The 18,217-nt window shown below is 73.1% G+C and carries 17 protein-coding genes, 1 tRNA gene and 1 pseudogene; 17 read left to right on the top strand and 2 right to left on the bottom strand.

The genetic code is table 11. The features are described from left to right. Positions 1-73: 73 nt before the first annotated feature. Positions 74-1,657, bottom strand: a complete 1,584-nt coding sequence (locus ACZ5XS_RS36390; protein WP_468658697.1) for an FAD-dependent monooxygenase — start codon at positions 1,655-1,657, stop codon at positions 74-76. Positions 1,658-1,868: 211 nt separating this feature from the next. Between ACZ5XS_RS36390 and ACZ5XS_RS36385 the strand changes: the two genes are divergently transcribed. From ACZ5XS_RS36385 to ACZ5XS_RS36305, 17 genes and pseudogenes are all read left to right on the top strand, one after another. Continuing rightward, positions 1,869-2,318: an anthrone oxygenase family protein gene (locus ACZ5XS_RS36385; RefSeq protein WP_468658696.1), complete on the top strand. Its 450-nt coding sequence runs from the start codon at positions 1,869-1,871 to the stop codon at positions 2,316-2,318. Continuing rightward, positions 2,315-2,884, top strand: a complete 570-nt coding sequence (locus ACZ5XS_RS36380; protein ID WP_468658695.1) for a PNPOx family protein — start codon at positions 2,315-2,317, stop codon at positions 2,882-2,884. The genes ACZ5XS_RS36385 and ACZ5XS_RS36380 overlap by 4 nt, the downstream gene beginning before the upstream one ends. Further along, a complete protein-coding gene (asnB, locus tag ACZ5XS_RS36375; RefSeq protein ID WP_468658693.1) occupies positions 2,881-4,752 on the top strand; it encodes an asparagine synthase (glutamine-hydrolyzing) in 1,872 nt (623 codons plus the stop codon). Before ACZ5XS_RS36380 ends, asnB begins: the two co-directional genes overlap by 4 nt. A 365-nt stretch (positions 4,753-5,117) precedes the next feature. Further along, positions 5,118-7,037 (top strand): AfsR/SARP family transcriptional regulator, encoded by a 1,920-nt coding sequence (locus ACZ5XS_RS36370; RefSeq protein WP_468658691.1) that lies wholly within the window; start codon positions 5,118-5,120, stop codon positions 7,035-7,037. 370 nt (positions 7,038-7,407) lie between these two features. Beyond that, positions 7,408-7,779, top strand: a complete 372-nt coding sequence (locus ACZ5XS_RS36365) for a TcmI family type II polyketide cyclase (RefSeq protein ID WP_388349522.1) — start codon at positions 7,408-7,410, stop codon at positions 7,777-7,779. Next, on the top strand, positions 7,776-8,207 hold the full coding sequence (locus ACZ5XS_RS36360; protein ID WP_468658689.1) for a cupin domain-containing protein: 432 nt from the start codon (positions 7,776-7,778) through the stop codon (positions 8,205-8,207). The genes ACZ5XS_RS36365 and ACZ5XS_RS36360 overlap by 4 nt, the downstream gene beginning before the upstream one ends. Next, positions 8,204-9,514, top strand: coding sequence for a beta-ketoacyl-[acyl-carrier-protein] synthase family protein (locus tag ACZ5XS_RS36355; protein ID WP_468658687.1), 1,311 nt, complete (start codon positions 8,204-8,206; stop codon positions 9,512-9,514). Before ACZ5XS_RS36360 ends, ACZ5XS_RS36355 begins: the two co-directional genes overlap by 4 nt. After that, on the top strand, positions 9,511-10,779 hold the full coding sequence (locus tag ACZ5XS_RS36350) for a ketosynthase chain-length factor (RefSeq protein ID WP_468658685.1): 1,269 nt from the start codon (positions 9,511-9,513) through the stop codon (positions 10,777-10,779). The genes ACZ5XS_RS36355 and ACZ5XS_RS36350 overlap by 4 nt, the downstream gene beginning before the upstream one ends. Before the next feature lie 712 nt (positions 10,780-11,491). Beyond that, the gene (locus tag ACZ5XS_RS36345; protein ID WP_217235992.1) at positions 11,492-11,755 is read left to right on the top strand and encodes an acyl carrier protein; all 264 of its coding nucleotides are present in this window, start codon (positions 11,492-11,494) and stop codon (positions 11,753-11,755) included. Further along, positions 11,755-12,204, top strand: a pseudogene (locus ACZ5XS_RS36340) (SRPBCC family protein); the annotation flags it as partial. The gene ACZ5XS_RS36345 and the pseudogene ACZ5XS_RS36340, both read left to right, overlap by 1 nt. Next, complete coding sequence (locus ACZ5XS_RS36335; protein WP_468658752.1) at positions 12,184-12,951, top strand: SDR family NAD(P)-dependent oxidoreductase; 768 nt, start codon at positions 12,184-12,186, stop codon at positions 12,949-12,951. The pseudogene ACZ5XS_RS36340 and the gene ACZ5XS_RS36335, both read left to right, overlap by 21 nt. A gap of 29 nt (positions 12,952-12,980) precedes the next feature. Then, positions 12,981-13,730: an SDR family NAD(P)-dependent oxidoreductase gene (locus ACZ5XS_RS36330; protein WP_217235993.1), complete on the top strand. Its 750-nt coding sequence runs from the start codon at positions 12,981-12,983 to the stop codon at positions 13,728-13,730. Position 13,731: 1 nt separating this feature from the next. Next, positions 13,732-14,067 (top strand): antibiotic biosynthesis monooxygenase family protein, encoded by a 336-nt coding sequence (locus ACZ5XS_RS36325; protein WP_468658682.1) that lies wholly within the window; start codon positions 13,732-13,734, stop codon positions 14,065-14,067. Then, on the top strand, positions 14,064-14,429 hold the full coding sequence (locus ACZ5XS_RS36320) for an antibiotic biosynthesis monooxygenase family protein (protein ID WP_468658680.1): 366 nt from the start codon (positions 14,064-14,066) through the stop codon (positions 14,427-14,429). The genes ACZ5XS_RS36325 and ACZ5XS_RS36320 overlap by 4 nt, the downstream gene beginning before the upstream one ends. A gap of 2 nt (positions 14,430-14,431) precedes the next feature. Then, on the top strand, positions 14,432-15,679 hold the full coding sequence (locus ACZ5XS_RS36315) for a cytochrome P450 family protein (protein WP_468658678.1): 1,248 nt from the start codon (positions 14,432-14,434) through the stop codon (positions 15,677-15,679). 53 nt (positions 15,680-15,732) lie between these two features. After that, entirely contained in the window at positions 15,733-16,551 is an 819-nt protein-coding gene (locus tag ACZ5XS_RS36310) for an SAM-dependent methyltransferase (RefSeq protein ID WP_468658676.1), read from the top strand. A gap of 6 nt (positions 16,552-16,557) precedes the next feature. Beyond that, the gene (locus ACZ5XS_RS36305) at positions 16,558-18,078 is read left to right on the top strand and encodes a peptide MFS transporter (RefSeq protein ID WP_468658674.1); all 1,521 of its coding nucleotides are present in this window, start codon (positions 16,558-16,560) and stop codon (positions 18,076-18,078) included. A 2-nt stretch (positions 18,079-18,080) separates the two neighbouring features. Here the strand turns inward: ACZ5XS_RS36305 and ACZ5XS_RS36300 are convergent. Further along, a tRNA-Glu gene (locus tag ACZ5XS_RS36300) sits at positions 18,081-18,153 on the bottom strand. Between the last annotated feature and the right edge of the window lie 64 nt (positions 18,154-18,217).

The raw sequence follows: 18,217 nt of genomic DNA, 5'->3' as shown, positions 1-18,217 counted from the left end.
GCTGCGCCCGCAGGACGTGAATGGCCGCGGTGCTCCTCTTCGGAGCGCCGCGGCCGTGGTGTGTGGGGCGGGGTTATGCGGCAGGGCGTCGGAGCAGTGTGTCGAGTACCGCTGTCAGTGACTTGGTGGGATCGGGCACCGGGTTCGGGGTGCGCCAGGCGATGAAGCCGTCGGGGCGGAGCAGTACCGCGCCGGCGGCTTCGATGCCGTAGCGGGTGAGGAAGCGAGCGACGGTCTCCGGGGACTCCTCCGTGCCGACGCGGTGGAAGGAGACGCCCTGGGACTCCGCGGCCGCCTGCCAGGCGTGGCCGTCGGGGCCGGTCAGGAGCCAGAAGTCGCGGTCCAGGAGGTCGTGCAGGGGGACTTCCTTGCCCTGGCGGACCAGGGGGACGTGCGGGGCGCGGGTGCCGGGGCGGCCGGTGGGGGCCGTCGGGTCCTCGACCACCGTGTCGTCCTCGTCGCCGGCCTCGCGCAGGACCGCGTCGGAGCGGTACACGTGCCCGAAGAGCACCGTGGTCTCGGGCCGGTGCCGCGCCGCGGCCGCCTCGTCGAGGCCGCTGCGCTGGAGGTAGCGGATGACGCCCTGGTCGACGGTGAACTCGGCGACCGGTGCCCGCTCCTGCTCGTAGCTGTCCAGGAGTTCGGGGCCGGCCGCCCCGCGCAGCACCAGCGCCAGTTTCCACGCCAGGTTGTGCGCGTCCTGGATGCCCATGTTCCCGCCGAACCCCCCGGTGGGCGGCATGACGTGCGCGCAGTCGCCGGCCAGCAGCACCCGCCCGGACCGGAACCGGTCCGCCACCCACGCGGCGATCTCCCAGCTGGTCGAGGACTCCACCTCGACCGGCAGGTCGGGCACGCCCACGGCGGCCCGCACCAGCTCCACGCAGTCCTCCCTCCCGTACGCCCGGTGGTCGGCCCCCGGCGGCAGGCTCGGCGCGAGGACCCAGCGGTCTGAGTCCGCGCCGCCCAGCTTGCCGAGCACGCCCTTGACCTGGGGATTGCTGACGAAGCAGAGGAAGAAGGTGCGCCCGGCCACGTACGGGTCGAGATCGGCGTGGAAGATGATGTTCATCTGCCCGCCGAACACGCCCTGACCGTGCTGGCCGATGCCCAGCGAGGTGCGGACCGGCGCCCGGGATCCGTCGGCCGCGACCAGGTACCGGGCCCGCACGGTCCGCTCGGAGCCGTCGCCCTGATCGCGCAGTACGGCCGTGACGCCCTCCGCGTCCTGGCTGAACTCCGTCATCTCGGTGGCGAACCGGATGTCCGCGCCGAGCTCCTCGGCCCGCTCCCGCAGCACCGGCTCCAGCCGGTCCTGCCCGATCAGCGTCCAGCCGGTGGCGCCCACGTCGTTCGGGTCGTGGCGGAACGGGCCGTCGAAGCGCCCGAGTTCGGCCCCGGTGAGGGACTCCGCCTGGAGGATGTCGCCGTACTGGGCGTGCGGGTTCTCCCGGGCCCGTACCGCGTCCTCCAGGCCGAGCGCGCGCAGCAGCTCCATGGTGCGCGGACTCGCGGCCTGCGCCCGGGGGTGCGCCGAGATCTCCGCGTGCCGTTCCACCAGCAGCGACCGGATGCCCTGCCGGGCGAGGAACAGGGCCTGGGCCAGGCCCACCATGCTGCCGCCCACGATGAGTACTTCGGTCGTCTCGTCCGCCATACCGGCTCCTGAAGGTGTGGGAATGCGTTCGGATTTCGGCGGGCCGATGCAACACCCGGGTGCTCGAACCGGGCTCGTGGCGCGGGCGAGCCGAGGCCGCGCGGAGCCGCGCGCTCCCAGAGGGATTCGAGTGCCGTCCGAGGGGCGGCTGACAGGTTCGAGCTGTTCCAGGCCCCGAGTGCGGCGCGAGGTTCGAAGGAGGGCGGAAGCGGTGGTGGAGGCTTTGAGTGTGCTGGTGCTGACGGGCACCGGCCTGGTGGCGGGGGTGCTCTTCGCGGTCGCGGTGAGCGTGATGCCCGCGCTGATCGCGATGACGCCGGAACGGTACGTGTCCACGCACATCCTGCTCGGCAGGCGCTACGACCGGATCATGCCGTTCATCGTCACCGGCTCCACGGCCGTCGACGTGGGGCTCGCGGTCCAGGCCTCGGGCGGTCCCCGGGTGCTGTTCGCGGCCGCCGCCGTCTGCATGGCGGGGGTGGCGGTGGTCTCGCAGACCAGGAACGTGCCGATCAACCGGACGGTCAAGCGGACCCGGCCCGAGGACCTGGGCCCCGGCTGGCGGGATCCCCGTCCGGCCTGGCGCGGCTGGCATCTGGTGCGCACCTGCTTCGCGATCGCGGGCTGTGCGCTGACGGCCGCCGGGGTGGTGCTGTCATGAGCCCCCAGGTCGTACGCGATCTGCCGGAGGGGGAGGACCGCGCGGCGGCCGACGCCCGGATGCGGGAGCTGCTGGCCCGCCCGGAGCCCGGCCCGGTGGCCGAGCGGCTCGCGCTGCTGCACTTCACGGGGCGGCGCAGCGGACGGCCGTACACCGTGCCCGCCGGGGCGCACACCCTCGGCGACGCGCTGGTGGTCGCGACCGGCAGCGGCTGGCGGCACAACTTCGCGGGCGGCACGGAGGGCGCACTGACCTGGCGCGGGCAGCGGCGGCCGGTGCGGTTCGCACTGGTCGACGACGCGGACCGCACCGCGCGCGGCTATCTGGAGCTCTACCGCAGATACGGGGAGGCGGCCCCGCGCCGGCTGGGCATCGCGGTGCGCGGCGAAGGGCCGCCGGGACTCGCCGAGTTCCGGGAGGCCGTCGCCCGCCACGGGCTCTGTCTGGTGGAGGTCGTCCACCTGAAGGAAGCGGACGGCGCCCGCACATCGGCCCCGGCCACGTCGGCCCCGGCCACATCGGACGCAGTCACATCAGACACAGCCAACGAGAGGACACCACGATGAGCGGAATCGCCGGCTGGGTGGACTTCGAGCGGGATCTGACGCCCGAGGCCCCCACCGTACGGGCGATGGCGTCGGCGCTGGCGCACCGCGGCCCCGACGGTTCGGGCGAGTGGATCGAGGGGCATGCGGCGCTGGCCCACCGGCGGCTCGCGCTGCTCGACCCGGAGCACGGCGCGCAGCCGGCCCTCGTGGAGTCCGAGTCCGGGTCTCCGGTGGCCGTGCTGACCCTGGACGGGGCCGTCACCAACCACCGGGAGCTGCGCCGTGAACTGGCCGCCAAGGGGCACCGGTTCACCGGACACGGCGACGCGGAGGTGGCGCTGCACGCCTATCTGGAGTGGGGCGGCGCGTTCCCGGAGCGGCTGGAGGGCCTGTTCGCCCTGGCCGTGTGGGACGTACGGCGGCAGGAACTGCTGCTGGTCCGCGACCGGTTGGGGGTGAAGCCGCTGTGCTACTTCCTGACCCCGTCCGGGGTCGTCTTCGGCTCCGAGCCCAAGGCGCTGCTGGCCCATCCGGCGGTGGCGCCGGTGGTCGACGCCGACGGGCTGCGGGAGCTGTTCGCGCACAGCCGCAAGCCGGGCACCGCGGTGTTCCGCGGGACGCGCGAGGTGCTGCCGGGCCACACGATGACCGTGCGGGCTCCGGGCACCGGGCACCGCCGGTACTGGTCGCTGCCCGCCCGGCCGCACACCGACAGCCTGGAGACCACCGTCGCCACCGTGCGCGGGCTGCTGTCCGAGGCGGTGGCCTCGCATCTGCGCGCGGACGTTCCGGTCGGCGCGATGCTCTCCGGGGGGATCGACTCCAGCGCGCTGACCGCGCTCGCGGCCGGCGAGGCACGGGCGGCGGGCGGCGGGCTGCGGTCGTTCTCGGTGAACTTCTCCGGTTACGCGGAGAACTTCGAGCCGCACCCGACCATGCGCGCCACCCCCGACGCCCCCTACGCGGCCCTCGCTGCCGAGCACATCGGCACCGAGCACACCGAGATCCTGCTGGACACGGCGGCGCTCGCCGACCCGCGGACCCACGCCGCCGCGCTGCGCAGCCAGGACGCGCCCTCCCCGCTCGGCGACATGGACACCTCGCTGCTGCTGTTCTTCGAGGCCCTGCGCGGCGCCGGCATCACGGCCGTGCTCTCCGGGGAGACCGCCGACGAGGTGTTCAACGGCTACTTCTGGGCGTACGACGCGGGCCACAGCAACTCCACGACGTTCCCCTGGGTCTCCTTCGAGCGAGGGCACGACGCCGCCGCGGGCGGTCTCGGCTGCTCGCTGGTGGACCGTACCCTCCGCAAGGAGCTGGACTTCATGGAGTACGCCGACCAGCACTACCGCGACGCCCTCACCGAGGTACCGCACCTGGCGGGGGAGGGGGCCGCCGAGCGCAGGGCGCGCGAGGTCACCTATCTGGCGCTGACCCGCTGGGCACCGACCCACCTGGACCGGGCCGACCGGATGAGCATGGCGCACGGGGTGCAGCTGCGGCCGCCGTTCTGCGACCGGGCGCTGGTGGAGTACGTGTACAACGTGCCGGCCGAGCTGAAGCGGGTGAACGGCCAGGAGAAGAGCCTGCTGCGGGCCGCCGTCGCCGATCTGCTGCCGGAGCGTGTGCTCAACCGGCCCAAGAGCGCCTACCCGACCGTGCAGGAGGCCGCGTACGGGGAGTTCGTGCGGCACCGCTTCGGGGACGTGGCCGCGGACCGGACGGCTCCGGTCGCGCCGCTGCTGGACGCCGAGGCGACCCGGGCGGCGCTGGGCGCGGCGGCGGCTCCCAGGGGCGCCTTCGCGTGGGTGGAGCGGGCGAGCATGGAGATGGTGCTCCAGCTGAACACCTGGCTGGCGGACTACCGGGTCGAGCTGAGGCTGTGAGAAGTAGCGCATGCCACAGCCCGGCCAGAAATGTGCATCTTGTCATCCATGTGCGTGAAGAAATATGATGCGTCAGGGCGGGCCATGTAAATGCGCTATTCGGTGCGGAGTTCCCTCTCCTGGCCCGGATGCGCGCAGGGTTTTGTTGAATTCCGCCCTTTTTTCGGCGAAACCGTTTTCCCAGGTAAAGGGAGGGCAATTTTTCCCGGCCGACCGCCCGAGGGATGTTTCGCCAAAAAGCGAGTGACGCAGGAAGGTGAATACCGACAGGCTTGTTGAATACCAGGCCCATCGATGGCCGCCACCCCACAATGGGCGGCGCACTCAGGGGGAATGCAGTGATAGAGATCGGTCTGCTGGGCTCCATGCGAGTACGCAGGAACGGGGAGGACGTCACACCGTCCGCACCCAAGCTGCGTCAGGTGCTTGCACTGCTGGTGCTCAATGCCAACTCACTGGTCAGCGTGGACCAGTTGTGCGAGGAGCTGTGGGAGGATCGTCTTCCGCTCAGCGCGCTGACCACCTTGCAAACCTACATTTATCAACTGCGCCGCAGACTTCTGTTGGCCACCGGACTGCAAGGCGCGCCCTTTGGGTCACGTCCGCCGCGCGGCTGCCCCGCACTCCTGACCCGGGTGGGTGGGTACGAACTGCGACTGGACGACAAGCAGGCGGTGGATGCCTACAGGTTCGAGCAGCTCACCGAGCAGGGAATGGCACAGCACCGCGCCGGAGCCGGCGAGGAAGCCGCCCGGACGCTGAAGGAAGCCCTTTCCCTGTGGCGCGGCGGAGCCCTGGTCGACGTCATCACCGGACGACGGTTGTCGGCCTGGTCGACACAGCTCGAGGAGCGCCGCAAGAGCGTTCAGGAGCAACGTTTCTCCTTGGAGCTCGAACTCGGCCGTCACCACGCCGTGCTGGACGAGCTGGCGGAGGCCTTCCGCGCCCATCCCACCCACGAGGCGTTCGCCGGACAGCTCATGCGGGCCCTGCAGCGCTGTGGCCGCCGCCCGGACGCCCTCAACACCTTCCGCACCCTGCGCAGCCATCTCGTCGAGGAACTCGGCCTGGAACCCTCGGCCCAGCTCCAGCGCGTCCACCAGGAGGTGCTCGCGGACCGCGGCCACCTCAGGGGAGTGGCCACGGCCAAGGCCGAGACCGCGCTCACCGGACGCCGGCCCGTGCCCGGCCCGGCCCAACTTCCCGCCGACACAGGGGACTTCATCGGACGGGACCGGGAACTGGACCAGCTCGAGACCTTTCTCGGCTCGGAACGGTCCAGCACCGGCATGCGGGTGGTGGAGGTGCACGGCCCGCCCGGCGTCGGCAAGAGCGCCTTCGCCGTGCGCGCCGCGCACCGGCTGCGCCCGCGCTTCCCCGACGGACAGCTCTTCATCGACCTGTCCGCCGTCGGCGAGGGCTCCCAGCAGCTCGCCGAGGTACTGTCGGCCTGCCTCGGAGCCTGCGGCATCCAGCGCGAGAAGCAGCCCACCGGGCTCGACGAGCTCAGCCGGCTCTTCCGCACCTGGACCGCCGACCGCAAGGTGCTGGTCGTGGTCGACGACGTGCTCACCGCCTCCCAGATCCGTGCCGTCCTGCCGGGCGGCTCCGGCTGCGCGGTGATCACCACCAACCGCTACCGGGCGCACAGCCTCTCCACCGGGCGCAAGATCGTGCTGCCCGCCCTGTCGGCCCAGGAGTCGCTCCAGCTGTACGACCGGGTCGCCGGCGATCGGTCCCGGCAGGAGGACCCCGCCGCCGTGCACGAGCTGATGGGCCTGTGCGAAGGGCTGCCCCTGGCGGTCAGGGCGGTGGCCGGCCGGCTCGCCGCCCGGCCCGGCTGGTCGGCGGCCCGGCTGGCGGTCCGGCTGCGCGGCAACCACCGGATGCTGCTCGAACTCCCCGCCGGGACCCAGTCGCTGATGACCACGGTGGCCGCCAGCCAGCGGCACCTTCCCGCCCCCTCCCAGGAGCTGCTGCGCCTGCTGCTCCAGCGCGAACGCCCCCGCTGGAGCCTCGACGAGGTGAGCACACGGCTGCCCCCGGGCACCGGCGACGCCGAGACGCTCCTGGAGTACCTCGTCGACGTCCACCTCGTACGGGAACACCTGGCACCCGGCGCCGAGCCCCTGTACTCCGTGCCCCGGCTCACCCGCCAGGCCCTGATCCTCCTGCTGCGCGGCACGTCCCTGGGCGACGTACCGAACGGCCGGACGGCCAAGGCCGGCGTCGTCGGCCGCGCCGGTTCCCGCATCACCCTGATGAAGGCCGGGACCCACCGGTAGAAGTCCCTTTCGACGGCCCGTCGCACCCACCGGTGCGGCGGGCCGTCGTGCTGTGCCCGTCCGCCGCGACGGACGGCGGGATCCGAGCCGCGGTACGACGTGTGCGCCACCCCCGTTGCGCCGGGCGCGGTGACCCCACCTGCCGGGCGTGGTCACCGCGCCAGGGCGGCGGCCGTGGCGCTCTCCCGCCGTGTCCGCGCCCTGTGTGCGGGCGTGCGACGCGCCGGGCGACGCCCCCTCTCACGCAGCCCGGCCCGTCGGCCGGGGGGCCGCCGCACCGGGGCCGTCAGCGGATTTCCAGGAGCCTTCGAGAGCGCCTCGACCCCCGCCGACCAGGGTGAACACACGACCGACAAGCCGGGAGGACATCGTGCACCGAACGCTGATCGTGGCGAGGATGGACCTCGCCGACGCCGAGGGCGTCGCGCAGGTCTTCGCCGATTCGGACAGCACCGAGCTGCCACACCTGGTGGGAGTGTCGAGGCGGACGCTGTTCGCGTTCCACAACCTGTACTTCCACCTGGTGGAGGCCGACCAGGACATCGCGCCCAACCTGTACAAGGCGCGCAGTCACCCGCTCTACGAAGAGATCAACACCCGGCTGGGCCAGTTCATCTCACCCTTCGACCCCGACTGGCGCGAGCCCAAGGACGCGATGGCCGTCCCGTTCTACTCCTGGACGCCCCAGCAGGGCCCCCAGGTCAGCACCCCGCGGTCCGCGAACCTCGGCGGTGCCCGATGAGCGCCCCCGCCACCACCAGGGTCTCCGCGGCCGAGGTCGCCGCCAACACCAAGCGCGGCGGCGACATCCGCGTCACCCTCAGCCCCAAGACCGTGGGCTGCACCTCGGGCTTCGGCGGGGTGTTGCGACTGGCCCCCGGCCACCACGTCACCGAGCACCTCCACCCGTACTCCGAGGAGTTCCTGCACGTCGTCCAGGGGCGGCTGGAGATGACGCTGGACGGCGGCGCCCCGGTCGAACTGGGCCCCGGAGACTCGCTGCTGGTGCCCATCGGGGTACGCCACCGCCTCGTCAACACCGGGTCCGTGCCGGCCGAGGCGGTCTTCCACCTCTCCCCGCTCGCCCCGCGCCCCGAGCTGGGCCACGTCGACACCGAGCAGCCGCTCGACGAGAGGGCGGGCAACCCCGACGTCGGAGCGGCCCGATGACACCACCCGACCGGCGCGCGGTGATCACCGGAGTGGGCGCCGTCGCTCCCGGCGGACCAGGGCGGGACGCCTACTGGGACCTGCTCACCGCCGGCCGCACCGCCACCCGCCGCATCAGCCTGTTCGACCCGGCCGGGTTCCGCTCCCAGGTGGCCGCCGAGTGCGACTTCGACCCGCTCGCCGCCGGCCTCACCCCGCAGGAGGCCCGCCGTATGGACCGGGCCGGCCAGTTCGCGGTCGTCGCCGCCCGCGAGGCCATCGCCGACAGCGGCATCGAACTGCCCGGCGCCGACCCGGAGCGGGTCGCCGTCACCATCGGCAGCGCCGTCGGCTGCACCACGGGCCTGGAGGAGGAGTACGCGGTCCTCTCCGACGGCGGCCGGAACTGGCTGGTCGACCACAGCTACGGCGTCCCCCACCTCTACGGCTACATGGTGCCCAGCACCCTCGCCGTCGAGGTGGCCCGGCAGGCCGGAGCCGAGGGGCCGGTGGCGCTGATCTCCACCGGCTGCACCTCGGGCCTGGACGCCATCGGACACGGCGTCCAGCTCATCGAGGAGGGCACCGCCGACATCGTGCTCGCCGGCGCGACCGACGCCCCGCTGTCACCGATCACCTCGGCCTGCTTCGACGCCATCAAGGCCACCACCGCCAACAACGACGACCCCCGACACGCCTCCCGGCCCTTCGACGGACGGCGTGACGGCTTCGTCCTGGGCGAGGGCTCCGCCGTCATGGTGATCGAGGAGCTGGAGTCCGCCAGGCGTCGCGGCGCCACCGTGTACGCCGAGATCCTCGGCTTCGCCGGCCGCAGCAACGCCTTCCACATGACCGGACTCAAGCCGGACGGCCGGGAGATGGCCGAGGCCATCAGGGTCGCCATGGACCGGGCCCGGCTCGACCCCGGCGACATCGACTACATCAACGCGCACGGCTCGGGCACCAAGCAGAACGACCGGCACGAGACCGCCGCGTTCAAACGCAGCCTCGGCCGGCGGGCCCACGAGGTGCCCGTCAGCTCCATCAAGTCGATGATCGGGCACTCGCTCGGCGCCATCGGCTCCCTGGAGATCGCCGCCTGCGCCCTCGCCCTGCGCCACCAGGTCGTCCCGCCGACCGCCAACCTGTCCACCCCGGACCCCGAGTGCGATCTCGACTACGTACCGGTGACGGCCCGTGAGCACCGGATGGACCGGGTGCTCAGCGTGGGCAGCGGCTTCGGCGGCTTCCAGACGGCGATGGTGCTGGGCCGGCCCACGGCCGCGCGCGGCACTCGGCCTCCGGCGCGGCGAGGGGAGGCGGCATGAGCGCCTCCGGCATACGTCCCGGCCGCCGCGGCCGGTCCGTGGTCACCGGCCTCGGCGTGGTCGCGCCGACCGGGCTCGGCGCCGCCCGGCACTGGGAGTCGGTGCTCGCGGGCAAGAGCGGCCTCGGCCGGATCACCCGGTTCGACCCGACCGGCTACCCCGTCCGGGTCGCCGGTGAGGTCCCCGGCTTCCAGGCCGGCGGACAGGTCCCGGGACGGCTCGTCCCGCAGACCGACCGCTTCACGCACTTCGCCCTGGCCGCCGCCGAGGACGCCCTCGCGGACGCGGCCGCCGATCCGGCGACCCTGCCGGAGTACGAGATGGCGGTGGTCACGGCCGCCTCCTCGGGCGGCACCGAGTTCGGCCAGCACGAGATGGAGAACCTCTACCAGAAGGGCTCCTCCTGGGTCGGCGCCTACCAGTCGATCGCCTGGTTCTACGCGGCCACCACCGGCCAGGTCTCCATCCGGCACGGCATGCGCGGCCCCTGCGGGGTCATCTGCGGCGAGCAGGCCGGCGGCCTGGACGCCCTCGGCCAGTCCCGCCGGCTGCTGGACACCGGCTCCCGGCTCGTCCTCAGCGGCGGCACCGACGCCTCCCTGTGCCCGTACGGGCTGGTGGCCCAGCTGTCCACCGGCAACCTGTCCACCGAGGACGACCCCGCCCGCGCCTACCTGCCCTTCGACGCGGCCGCCTCCGGCTTCGTCCCGGGCGAGGGCGGCGCCATCCTCGTCGTCGAGAACGCCGAAGCGGCCCAGGCCCGCGACGTCCCGTCGTACGGCGAACTCCTCGGCTACGCGGCCGGGTTCGACCCCACCGCGGACCGCGTCGCCGGACGGCACTCCGTACTGGTGTCCGTCGTCCGGCGCGCGCTCACCGACGCCGGGCTCACCCCGCAGGACATCGGCATGGTCTTCGCCGACGCCTCCGGCATCCCCGCCGAGGACCTGGCCGAGGCCCGTGCGATCACCGAGGTCTTCGGGCCCGGCGGGGTGCCGGTGACCGCGCCCAAGACGCTCACCGGGCGCCTGTACGCGGGCGGTGCCGCGCTGGACGTGGCGACCGCGCTGCTCGCCCTGAACGCCGGTGTCGTCCCGCACACCGCGGGGCTCGGCCGGCCCGCCCCCGGCTGCGAGATCGACCTCGTCCTCGACCGCCCGCGGCAGACCGACCCGCGCACGGCCCTGGTGCTGGCCCGCGGGCACGGCGGGTTCACCTCCGCGCTGGTGGTCGGCGCGGGCGACCGAGACACCCCCAAGAGGTGACGGACAGACAACCGCCGACCCTTGCGGACGCAGCCCGCACCGGCCCCACGGCCCACGCCCGCCCGACCCTTGCGGGCGCAGCCCGCTCAGGGGCGCGGGGAACTGCGCGACCAGCCCCCACCGACCCGCACCCGACCCACGACCGGGCCCATGGCCCACGCCCGCCCCACCCGCAGCCGACCACTCGCGGGCGCAGCCCGCTCAGGGGCGCGGGGAACTGCGCGACCAGCCCCCACCCACCCGCAGCCGACCGACAACCGGCCCCATGGCCCACGCCCGCCCCACCCGCACCCGACCGACAACCGGCCCCATGCCCACGCCCGCCCCACCCGCAGCCGACCACTCGCGGGCGCAGCCCGCTCAGGGGCGCGGGGAACTGCGCGACCAGCCCCCACCGACCCGCACTCGACCGACAACCGGGCCCATGGCCCACGCCCGCCCCACCCGCAGCCGACCACTCGCGGGCGCAGCCCGCTCAGGGGCGCGGGGAACTGCGCGACCAGCCCTCACCGACCCGCACTCGACCGACAACCGGGCCCATGGCCCACGCCCGCCCCACCCGCAGCCGACCACTCGCGGGCGCAGCCCGCTCAGGGGCGCGGGGAACTGCGCGACCAGCCCCCACCCACCCGCACCCGACCCACGACCGACGCCCGACCCACGACCGACCCCCGACCCACGACCGACCCCCGACCCACGAAAGGCGGCTCCCATGGCGGAGTTCACCCTCGACGACCTCCGGCGGATCCTGCGTGCGAGTGCCGGAGTCGACGAGCAGACCGACCTGGACGGCGAGCACTTCGCCGGCACCACGTTCTCCGACCTCGGCTACGACTCCCTCGCGCTGCTGGAGCTCGTCAACCGCATCGAGCGCGAGTACGGCATCCAGATCCCCGACGGCGACCTGGCGCACACCCAGACCCCGCGAGAGGCCCTCGCCTACGTGCACGCCCGGCTCACGGAGGCCCGCGTCTGATGGCAGGACACACCGACAACGCGATCGTCGTCGAGGCACCGATGGACCTGGTGTGGACGATGACCAACGACGTGGCCTCCTGGCCGCGGCTGTTCAGCGAGTACTCCTCGGCCGAGATCCTCGGCCAGGACGGCGACACCGTCACCTTCCGGCTCGCCCTGCACCCCGACGAGACCGGCACGGTCTGGAGCTGGGTCTCCGAGCGCACCCCCGACCCGGTCACCCGCACCGTCGTCGCCCGCCGGGTGGAGACGGGCCCCTTCGCGTACATGAACATCCGCTGGGAGTACGAGGAGGTGCCCGGCGGCGTACGGATGCGCTGGATCCAGGACTTCGCGATGAAGCCCGAGGCCCCGGTCGACGACGCCGGGATGACCGCCCGGCTCAACCGCAACACCGCCGTCCAGATGCGGCTGATCAAGGCCAAGGTGGAGACCGCGGCCCGGGCCGGCCGGCAACTGGACGGCACCCGCATCCTGGTGACCGGCGGCAGCCGCGGCATCGGCCGGGGCATCGTGCTCGCCGCGGCCCGCGCCGGCGCCGACGTCGTCACCTGCTACCGCACCCCCGGCGAGGCCGTCGCCACCCTCGAGGAGGAACTCGCCGGCACCCCGGGCAAGCACCAGGTGCTGCGGGCCGACGCGGCCGACGAGGCCGACGTGGACCGGCTGGCCGCCGAGTGCGAGGCGAGCCTCGGCGGGCTGGACGCCGTCGTCAACAACGCCGGTACGTTCCGCCCCCAGCCGTACGCCGACCTCGGCTCCGCCGAGTGGGCCGCCACCCTCCAGGGCAACCTGACCGCCACCCACCTGGTCACCCGGCGCACGCTGCCTCTGCTCGGCGCCGGCTCCTCGATCGTCAACCTCGGCTCCACGGTCGCCTTCATCGGCATGGCAGGCGGCGTCCACTACACCGCCGTGAAGGCCGCTCTGGTCGGCATGACCCGCTCCCTGGCCCGGGAACTCGGACCGCGAGGCATCCGCGTCAACACGGTCTCACCGGGCCGTATCGCCACCGAGGCACTCGACGAACTGCCCGCCGGGGAAGCCGAACAGCAGCGCGCCACCTTCGCCTCCTTCACCGCGCTCGGCCGGCTCGGCACCGTCGACGACATCGCCCAAGCCGTGCTGTTCCTCGTCAGCGACCACGCCACCTACGTCACCGGCCAGAACATCCACGTCGACGGCTGCGTGTGAGCCGCGGCCCAGCCATGGAGGGAATCCCAGTGGAACTCGCACTGCACGGCAGGAAACTGCTCATCACCGGCGGCACCCGGGGCATAGGGCGGGGCCTCGTCCTCGCCGCGGCCCGGTCCGGCGCCGACGTCGTCACCTGCTACCGGCAGGAGAGCGAGGCCGTCGACACCCTGACCGCCGCGCTGAAGGAGACCGCCGGCGACCACCACGTCCTGCGTGCGGACGTCGGCGACACCGCCGAGGTCGACCGGCTCGTCGGCGAGACCAAGGACCGCTTCGGGCGGCTCGACGGCATCGTCAACAACGCGGGTCTGATCAGCCACATCCCGTTCGCCGAGCTGCCCGCCGAGGAGTGGTCGCGGATCCTCGACACCAACCTGACGGCCGCCTACCGGATCATCCAGCAGGCGCTGCCCCTGCTCGGCGCCGGCTCCTCGGTCGTCAACATCGGCTCGCGCGGCGCCGCGGCGGGCATCCCGCTGCGCGCCCACTACACCGCGGCCAAGGCCGCCATGATCGGACTGACCCGCTCGCTCGCCAAGGAACTCGGCCCGCAGGGCATCCGGGTCAACGTCGTCGCCCCCGGCGTGATCGAGACCGAGGCCTTCGCCACCATGCCCGCCGAGCGCGCCGACGCACTGCGGGCCACCTACTCCCGCAAGACGGCCCTCGCCCGCCTCGGCACCGTCGAGGAACTGGCCGGACCGGTGCTGTTCCTGCTCAGCGACGCCTCCGCCTACATCACCGGCGAGACCATCAACGTCGACGGAGGCATCTGACATGGCCGAGCCGTCCGACCAGGTGTTCCGGGTCATGCTGCGGATGCAGATCAAGCCGGAGATGGGACAGGAGTTCGAGAAGATGTGGCTGGAGGTGGGCGACTCGGTCACCACGCACCCCGCCAACCTGGGCCAGTGGCTGTCGCGCAGTGCCGAGGAGAACGGCATCTACTACATCGTCAGCGACTGGGTGAACGAGCCGCTGTTCCGCGAGTTCGAGACCAGCGACCGGCATCTGGAGCACCGTCAGAAACTGCACCCGTACCGCAGCGGCGGCTCCATGACGACCATGCACGTCGTCGCCGCCCTCCCCGGCGCCGCGGGTGGCACCCCGTGACCTCCGAAGCGGTCTCCGGCGCGGTCGAGGTGGTGCTCCACCACCTGAGCGACGACCCGGACCGGGTGCTGGACGCGTACCACGAGGCCAGCCGCCGGATGGCGGGCACCGCCGGGCTGCTCGGCAACAAGCTGCTGCACGCCCTCGGTGACCCGCGCGCCTACGTCGTGGTGAGCCGGTGGTCGGACTGGGAGGCGTTCACCGCCTGGGAGGGCGGCCCCGCCCACAAGGAACAGACCGCCCCGCTCAGGCCGTTCCGCGACACCGGCCGGGACCGCCCCTTCGAGATCTACCGGGAGCTCGCCCACTACGGGAGTGACCGCGCCGTGACCGGTGCGGCCGACGTCATGGAAGGAGCCTGAGAATGTCCGGCACCAACGCCCCGCCGACCGACCTGTTCACGCCCGCCTTCCACCAGAACCCGCACGAGGCACTGGCCGCACTGCGGCACACCGCGCCCGCGGTGCCCGTGATGACGCCGAACGGACTGCGCACCTGGCTGGTCACCGGGTACGAGCACGCCAGGGCGCTGCTCGCCGACCCCCGGCTGAGCAAGGACATGCGGGTCGGCAGGGACCTCATCCCACGCAACTTCGCCGACCCCGACAAACAAAGGGAGTTCCTCGCGGAGTCGGGGGAGCGCAGCCAGTTCCCGCACGTCCTCAGCGTGCACATGCTCGACAGTGACCCGCCGGACCACACCCGGCTGCGCCGGCTCGTCGGCCGGGCCTTCACCGCCCGCCGGGTCGAGTCCCTGAGGCCGCGCATCACCGACCTCACCGACGAACTCCTGGACACCGTGGCCCGGCAGGGCAAGGTGGACCTGATGGAGGCCCTGGCCTTCCCGGTGCCGTTCACGGTCATCTGCTGGCTGCTCGGCGTCCCCGCGGACGACCGGGCCGTGTTCCGCCGCTGGTCCAACCTGCTCGTCTCCGGCGCGGGCACCGACGAGGTCCGCGAGGCCGGCGCGTCGATGATCGCCTACCTGACGGCGCTGATCGACTCCAAGCGGGCGAAACCGGCCGACGACATGCTCACCGACCTGGTCCACGCCCAGGACGCCGGCGACGAGCTGTCCTCCGACGAACTGATCTCCATGGCGTTCCTGCTGCTGGTGGCCGGCCACGAGACCACGGTGAACCTCATCGGCAACGGTGCCCTCGCCCTGCTCACCCACCCCGAGGTGCGCGAGCAGCTCGCGGCGGACGCCTCGCTGTGGCCCGCGGCCGTCGAGGAGTTCCTCCGGTACGACGGTCCGGTCACCAACGCCACCTGGCGGTTCACCACCGAACCCGTCGAGGTCGGTTCCGTGGTCATCCCCGAGGGCGAGTTCGTGACCATCTCGATCGGCGCCGCGGGCCGGGACCCGGTCCGCTACGCCGACCCGGACCGGCTGGACATCACCCGGGCCCACAGCGCCTCGGTCGCCTTCGGCCACGGTATCCACCACTGCCTGGGCGCCCCGCTCGCCCGGCTCGAGGGACACGTCGTCATCAGCCGCCTCTTCGCGCGCTTCCCCGGACTGCGGCTCGCCGTGGACGCGGGCGAACTGCGCTGGCGCAGCAGCCTGATGATGCGCGGCCTCGAGGAACTTCCGGTGTTCACGGCCTGACACCCGGTCCCGCCCCGCTCCGCCCGCCCCGCATCGACTGGAGGAGACACAACGTGGAACGTCACGGCACCGAGCGCCCCGCCTGGGCACCGCCGGAAGTCGACATCGACACCCCGAGCATCGCCCGGGTGTACGACTACTGGATCGGCGGCACCCACAACTTCCCGGCGGACCGGGAACTCGCGCGCAAGGTCGCGGCCGGCAACCCGGACCTGCCCGCCACCCTGAAGGCCAACCGCGCCTTCCTGCGCCGAGCGGTACGGCAGCTGTCGGACCTCGGCATACGCCAGTTCCTGGACATCGGCTCCGGCATCCCGGCGGAGGGCAACGTGCACGACGTGGCCCTCGCCGCCCACCCGGACAGCAAGGTCGTCTACGTCGACATCGACCCGGTGGCCGTCGCGCACGGCCGGGCCCTGCTGGCCGGCCAGCCCAGGGCGGCCGTCTTCCAGGGCGACCTGTACAAGTCCCGGGAGATCCTGGACGCGGACGACACCCGCCGGCTGATCGACTTCGGGCAGCCGGTCGCGCTGATCCTCGCTGCCGTACTGCACTTCGTGCCGGACGGCGACGACCCGCTCGCGCTGGTGAGGCAGTACACCGAAGGACTCGTGCCCGGCAGCGCCCTGGTGATCTCGCACGCCGGCGCGGAGGAGGTCCCGCGGGCCGCGCCGGAGGCCGCCGAGCAGTACCGGGGCGCGGTGAGCGAGGTCATCTGGCGCGACAACCGGGAACTCGCCGCCCTGTTCGAGGACTTCGAGCTGCTGGACCCCGGAGTGGTCCGCGCCCCCCTGTGGCGCCCTGAACCGACGGACACCCCCGACCCGGACCTCGCGATGCTGTCCGGAGTGGCACTCAAACCGGCCCGGTGAGGGGAGGTGGACGCCTCCCTCACCACGCCGGAGTCCTCACCGGCCGCCTCCCCGGCCGCACCGGCAGGGGCAGCGGGCGGCCGTAGGCCCGGGTTCGGCACTCTGCTCGCGGTCGACCTGTGGGAGCGGTTCAGCTTCTTCGGCATGGCGGCGATCCTGGTGCTCTACCTGACCGCCTCCGAGGCCCGCGGCGGCCTGGGCATGGCCCCGCAGACGGCCACCGCGGTCTTCGCGGCGTACATGTCGCTCAGCTTCATGGCCGGGCTGCCCGGCGGCTGGCTCGCCGACCGGGTGCTGGGCGCGCGCCGGGCCGTCCTGCTCGGCGGGGTGCTCATCACCTGCGGCCACGTGGTCCTCGCGGTGCCGGTGCCGGGCACGCTCTACGCGGGGCTGCTGCTGGTCGTGGCGGGCACCGGCCTCGTCAAGCCGGCCATGGCGGCGATGGTCGCGGGGGTCAGCGGAGACGGGGAGGGCCGCCGCGAGGCGGCCTTCTCGCTCTTCTACATGTGCATCCAGGTCAGCGCGCTCGTCGCTCCCGTGGTCACCGGGCTGCTGGCGGAGCGCGTCGCCTGGCACCTGGGCTTCGCCGCGGCCGCCGTGGGCATGACGGCGGGGCTGGTCCAGTTCGCCCTCGGCCGGCGCCGGTACGGGGACGTGGGCGCGCGTCCGTCCCGCCCGGTGCCGTCCGCCGAGGCCGCCGCGATGCTCAGACGTGCCGCGGTGGCCACGGCGGCGGTGGGCGCGCTGCTGGTGGCACCGGCGTCCCTCGGCCTGCTGCCGCTGCCCGCGGTGCTCGCCGTCCTCGGCCTGACCACGGTCACCCTGCCGTTCTGGTACCTGCGTTCACTGCGCCGGACCAGCGCGCCGGGGCCGGAGCCGGGGCCGGGTGCGGGACTGGGGCAGCGCCGTCGGCTGGCCGGGTTCACCGCTCTGATGGCGGCCTCGGCCGCGTTCTGGATGATCTTCGCGCAGAGCGGTTCGGTGCTCAGTCTCTTCGCCGAGCGCCACACCGACCGGGACCTGTTCGGCTTCGAGATTCCCGCCAGCTGGTTCCAGTCCGTGCACCCGCTCTTCGTCCTGCTGGCCGCCCCGTTCGTCGCACGGCTGTGGCTGCGCGCGGGGCCGCGGGTCGACGTGCCCGTCAAGTTCGCGGGGGCGCTGATCGCGGCCGGGCTGAGCTTCGTGCTGATGGCGGTCGCGGCCCGGCTCGCCGAGCACGGCCCGGTCGGCCCGTACTGGCTGCTGCTGGTCTACCTGCTCTACTCCTGCGGCGAGATCGCGCTCGCACCGGCCGGCCTGGCGCTGGCCGCCGCGGTCGCCCCGCCCGGCAGTACCAGCCGACTGCTCGCGGTGAACGGGCTGTTCGGCGCCGTGGGGGTGGTGGTGGGAGGCCAGTTGTTCCGACTGACGGCGGTGCTGCCCCTCGCGGCGTACTTCCTGCTGCTCGGGTGCTTCGTGCTCGCAGTCGGTACGGCGGTCGCGCTCGGTACCGTGCGGTTGCGCCGACTGCTCGGCGCAATGCGGTGAAGTACCCCCAACGGGATTCGAACCCGTGCTACCGCCTTGAAAGGGCGGCGTCCTAGGCCGCTAGACGATGAGGGCTATCGGGCCGCCTGTGCGCCTCGCGGCGCGTCGGGGACGTGAGAAGCATATGGGATGGCGGGAG

This window comes from Streptomyces sp. NPDC033131 (assembly GCF_055578365.1).
Note: the sequence above shows the minus strand (reverse complement) of the source record. Positions and strands in the feature narration are given on the sequence as shown.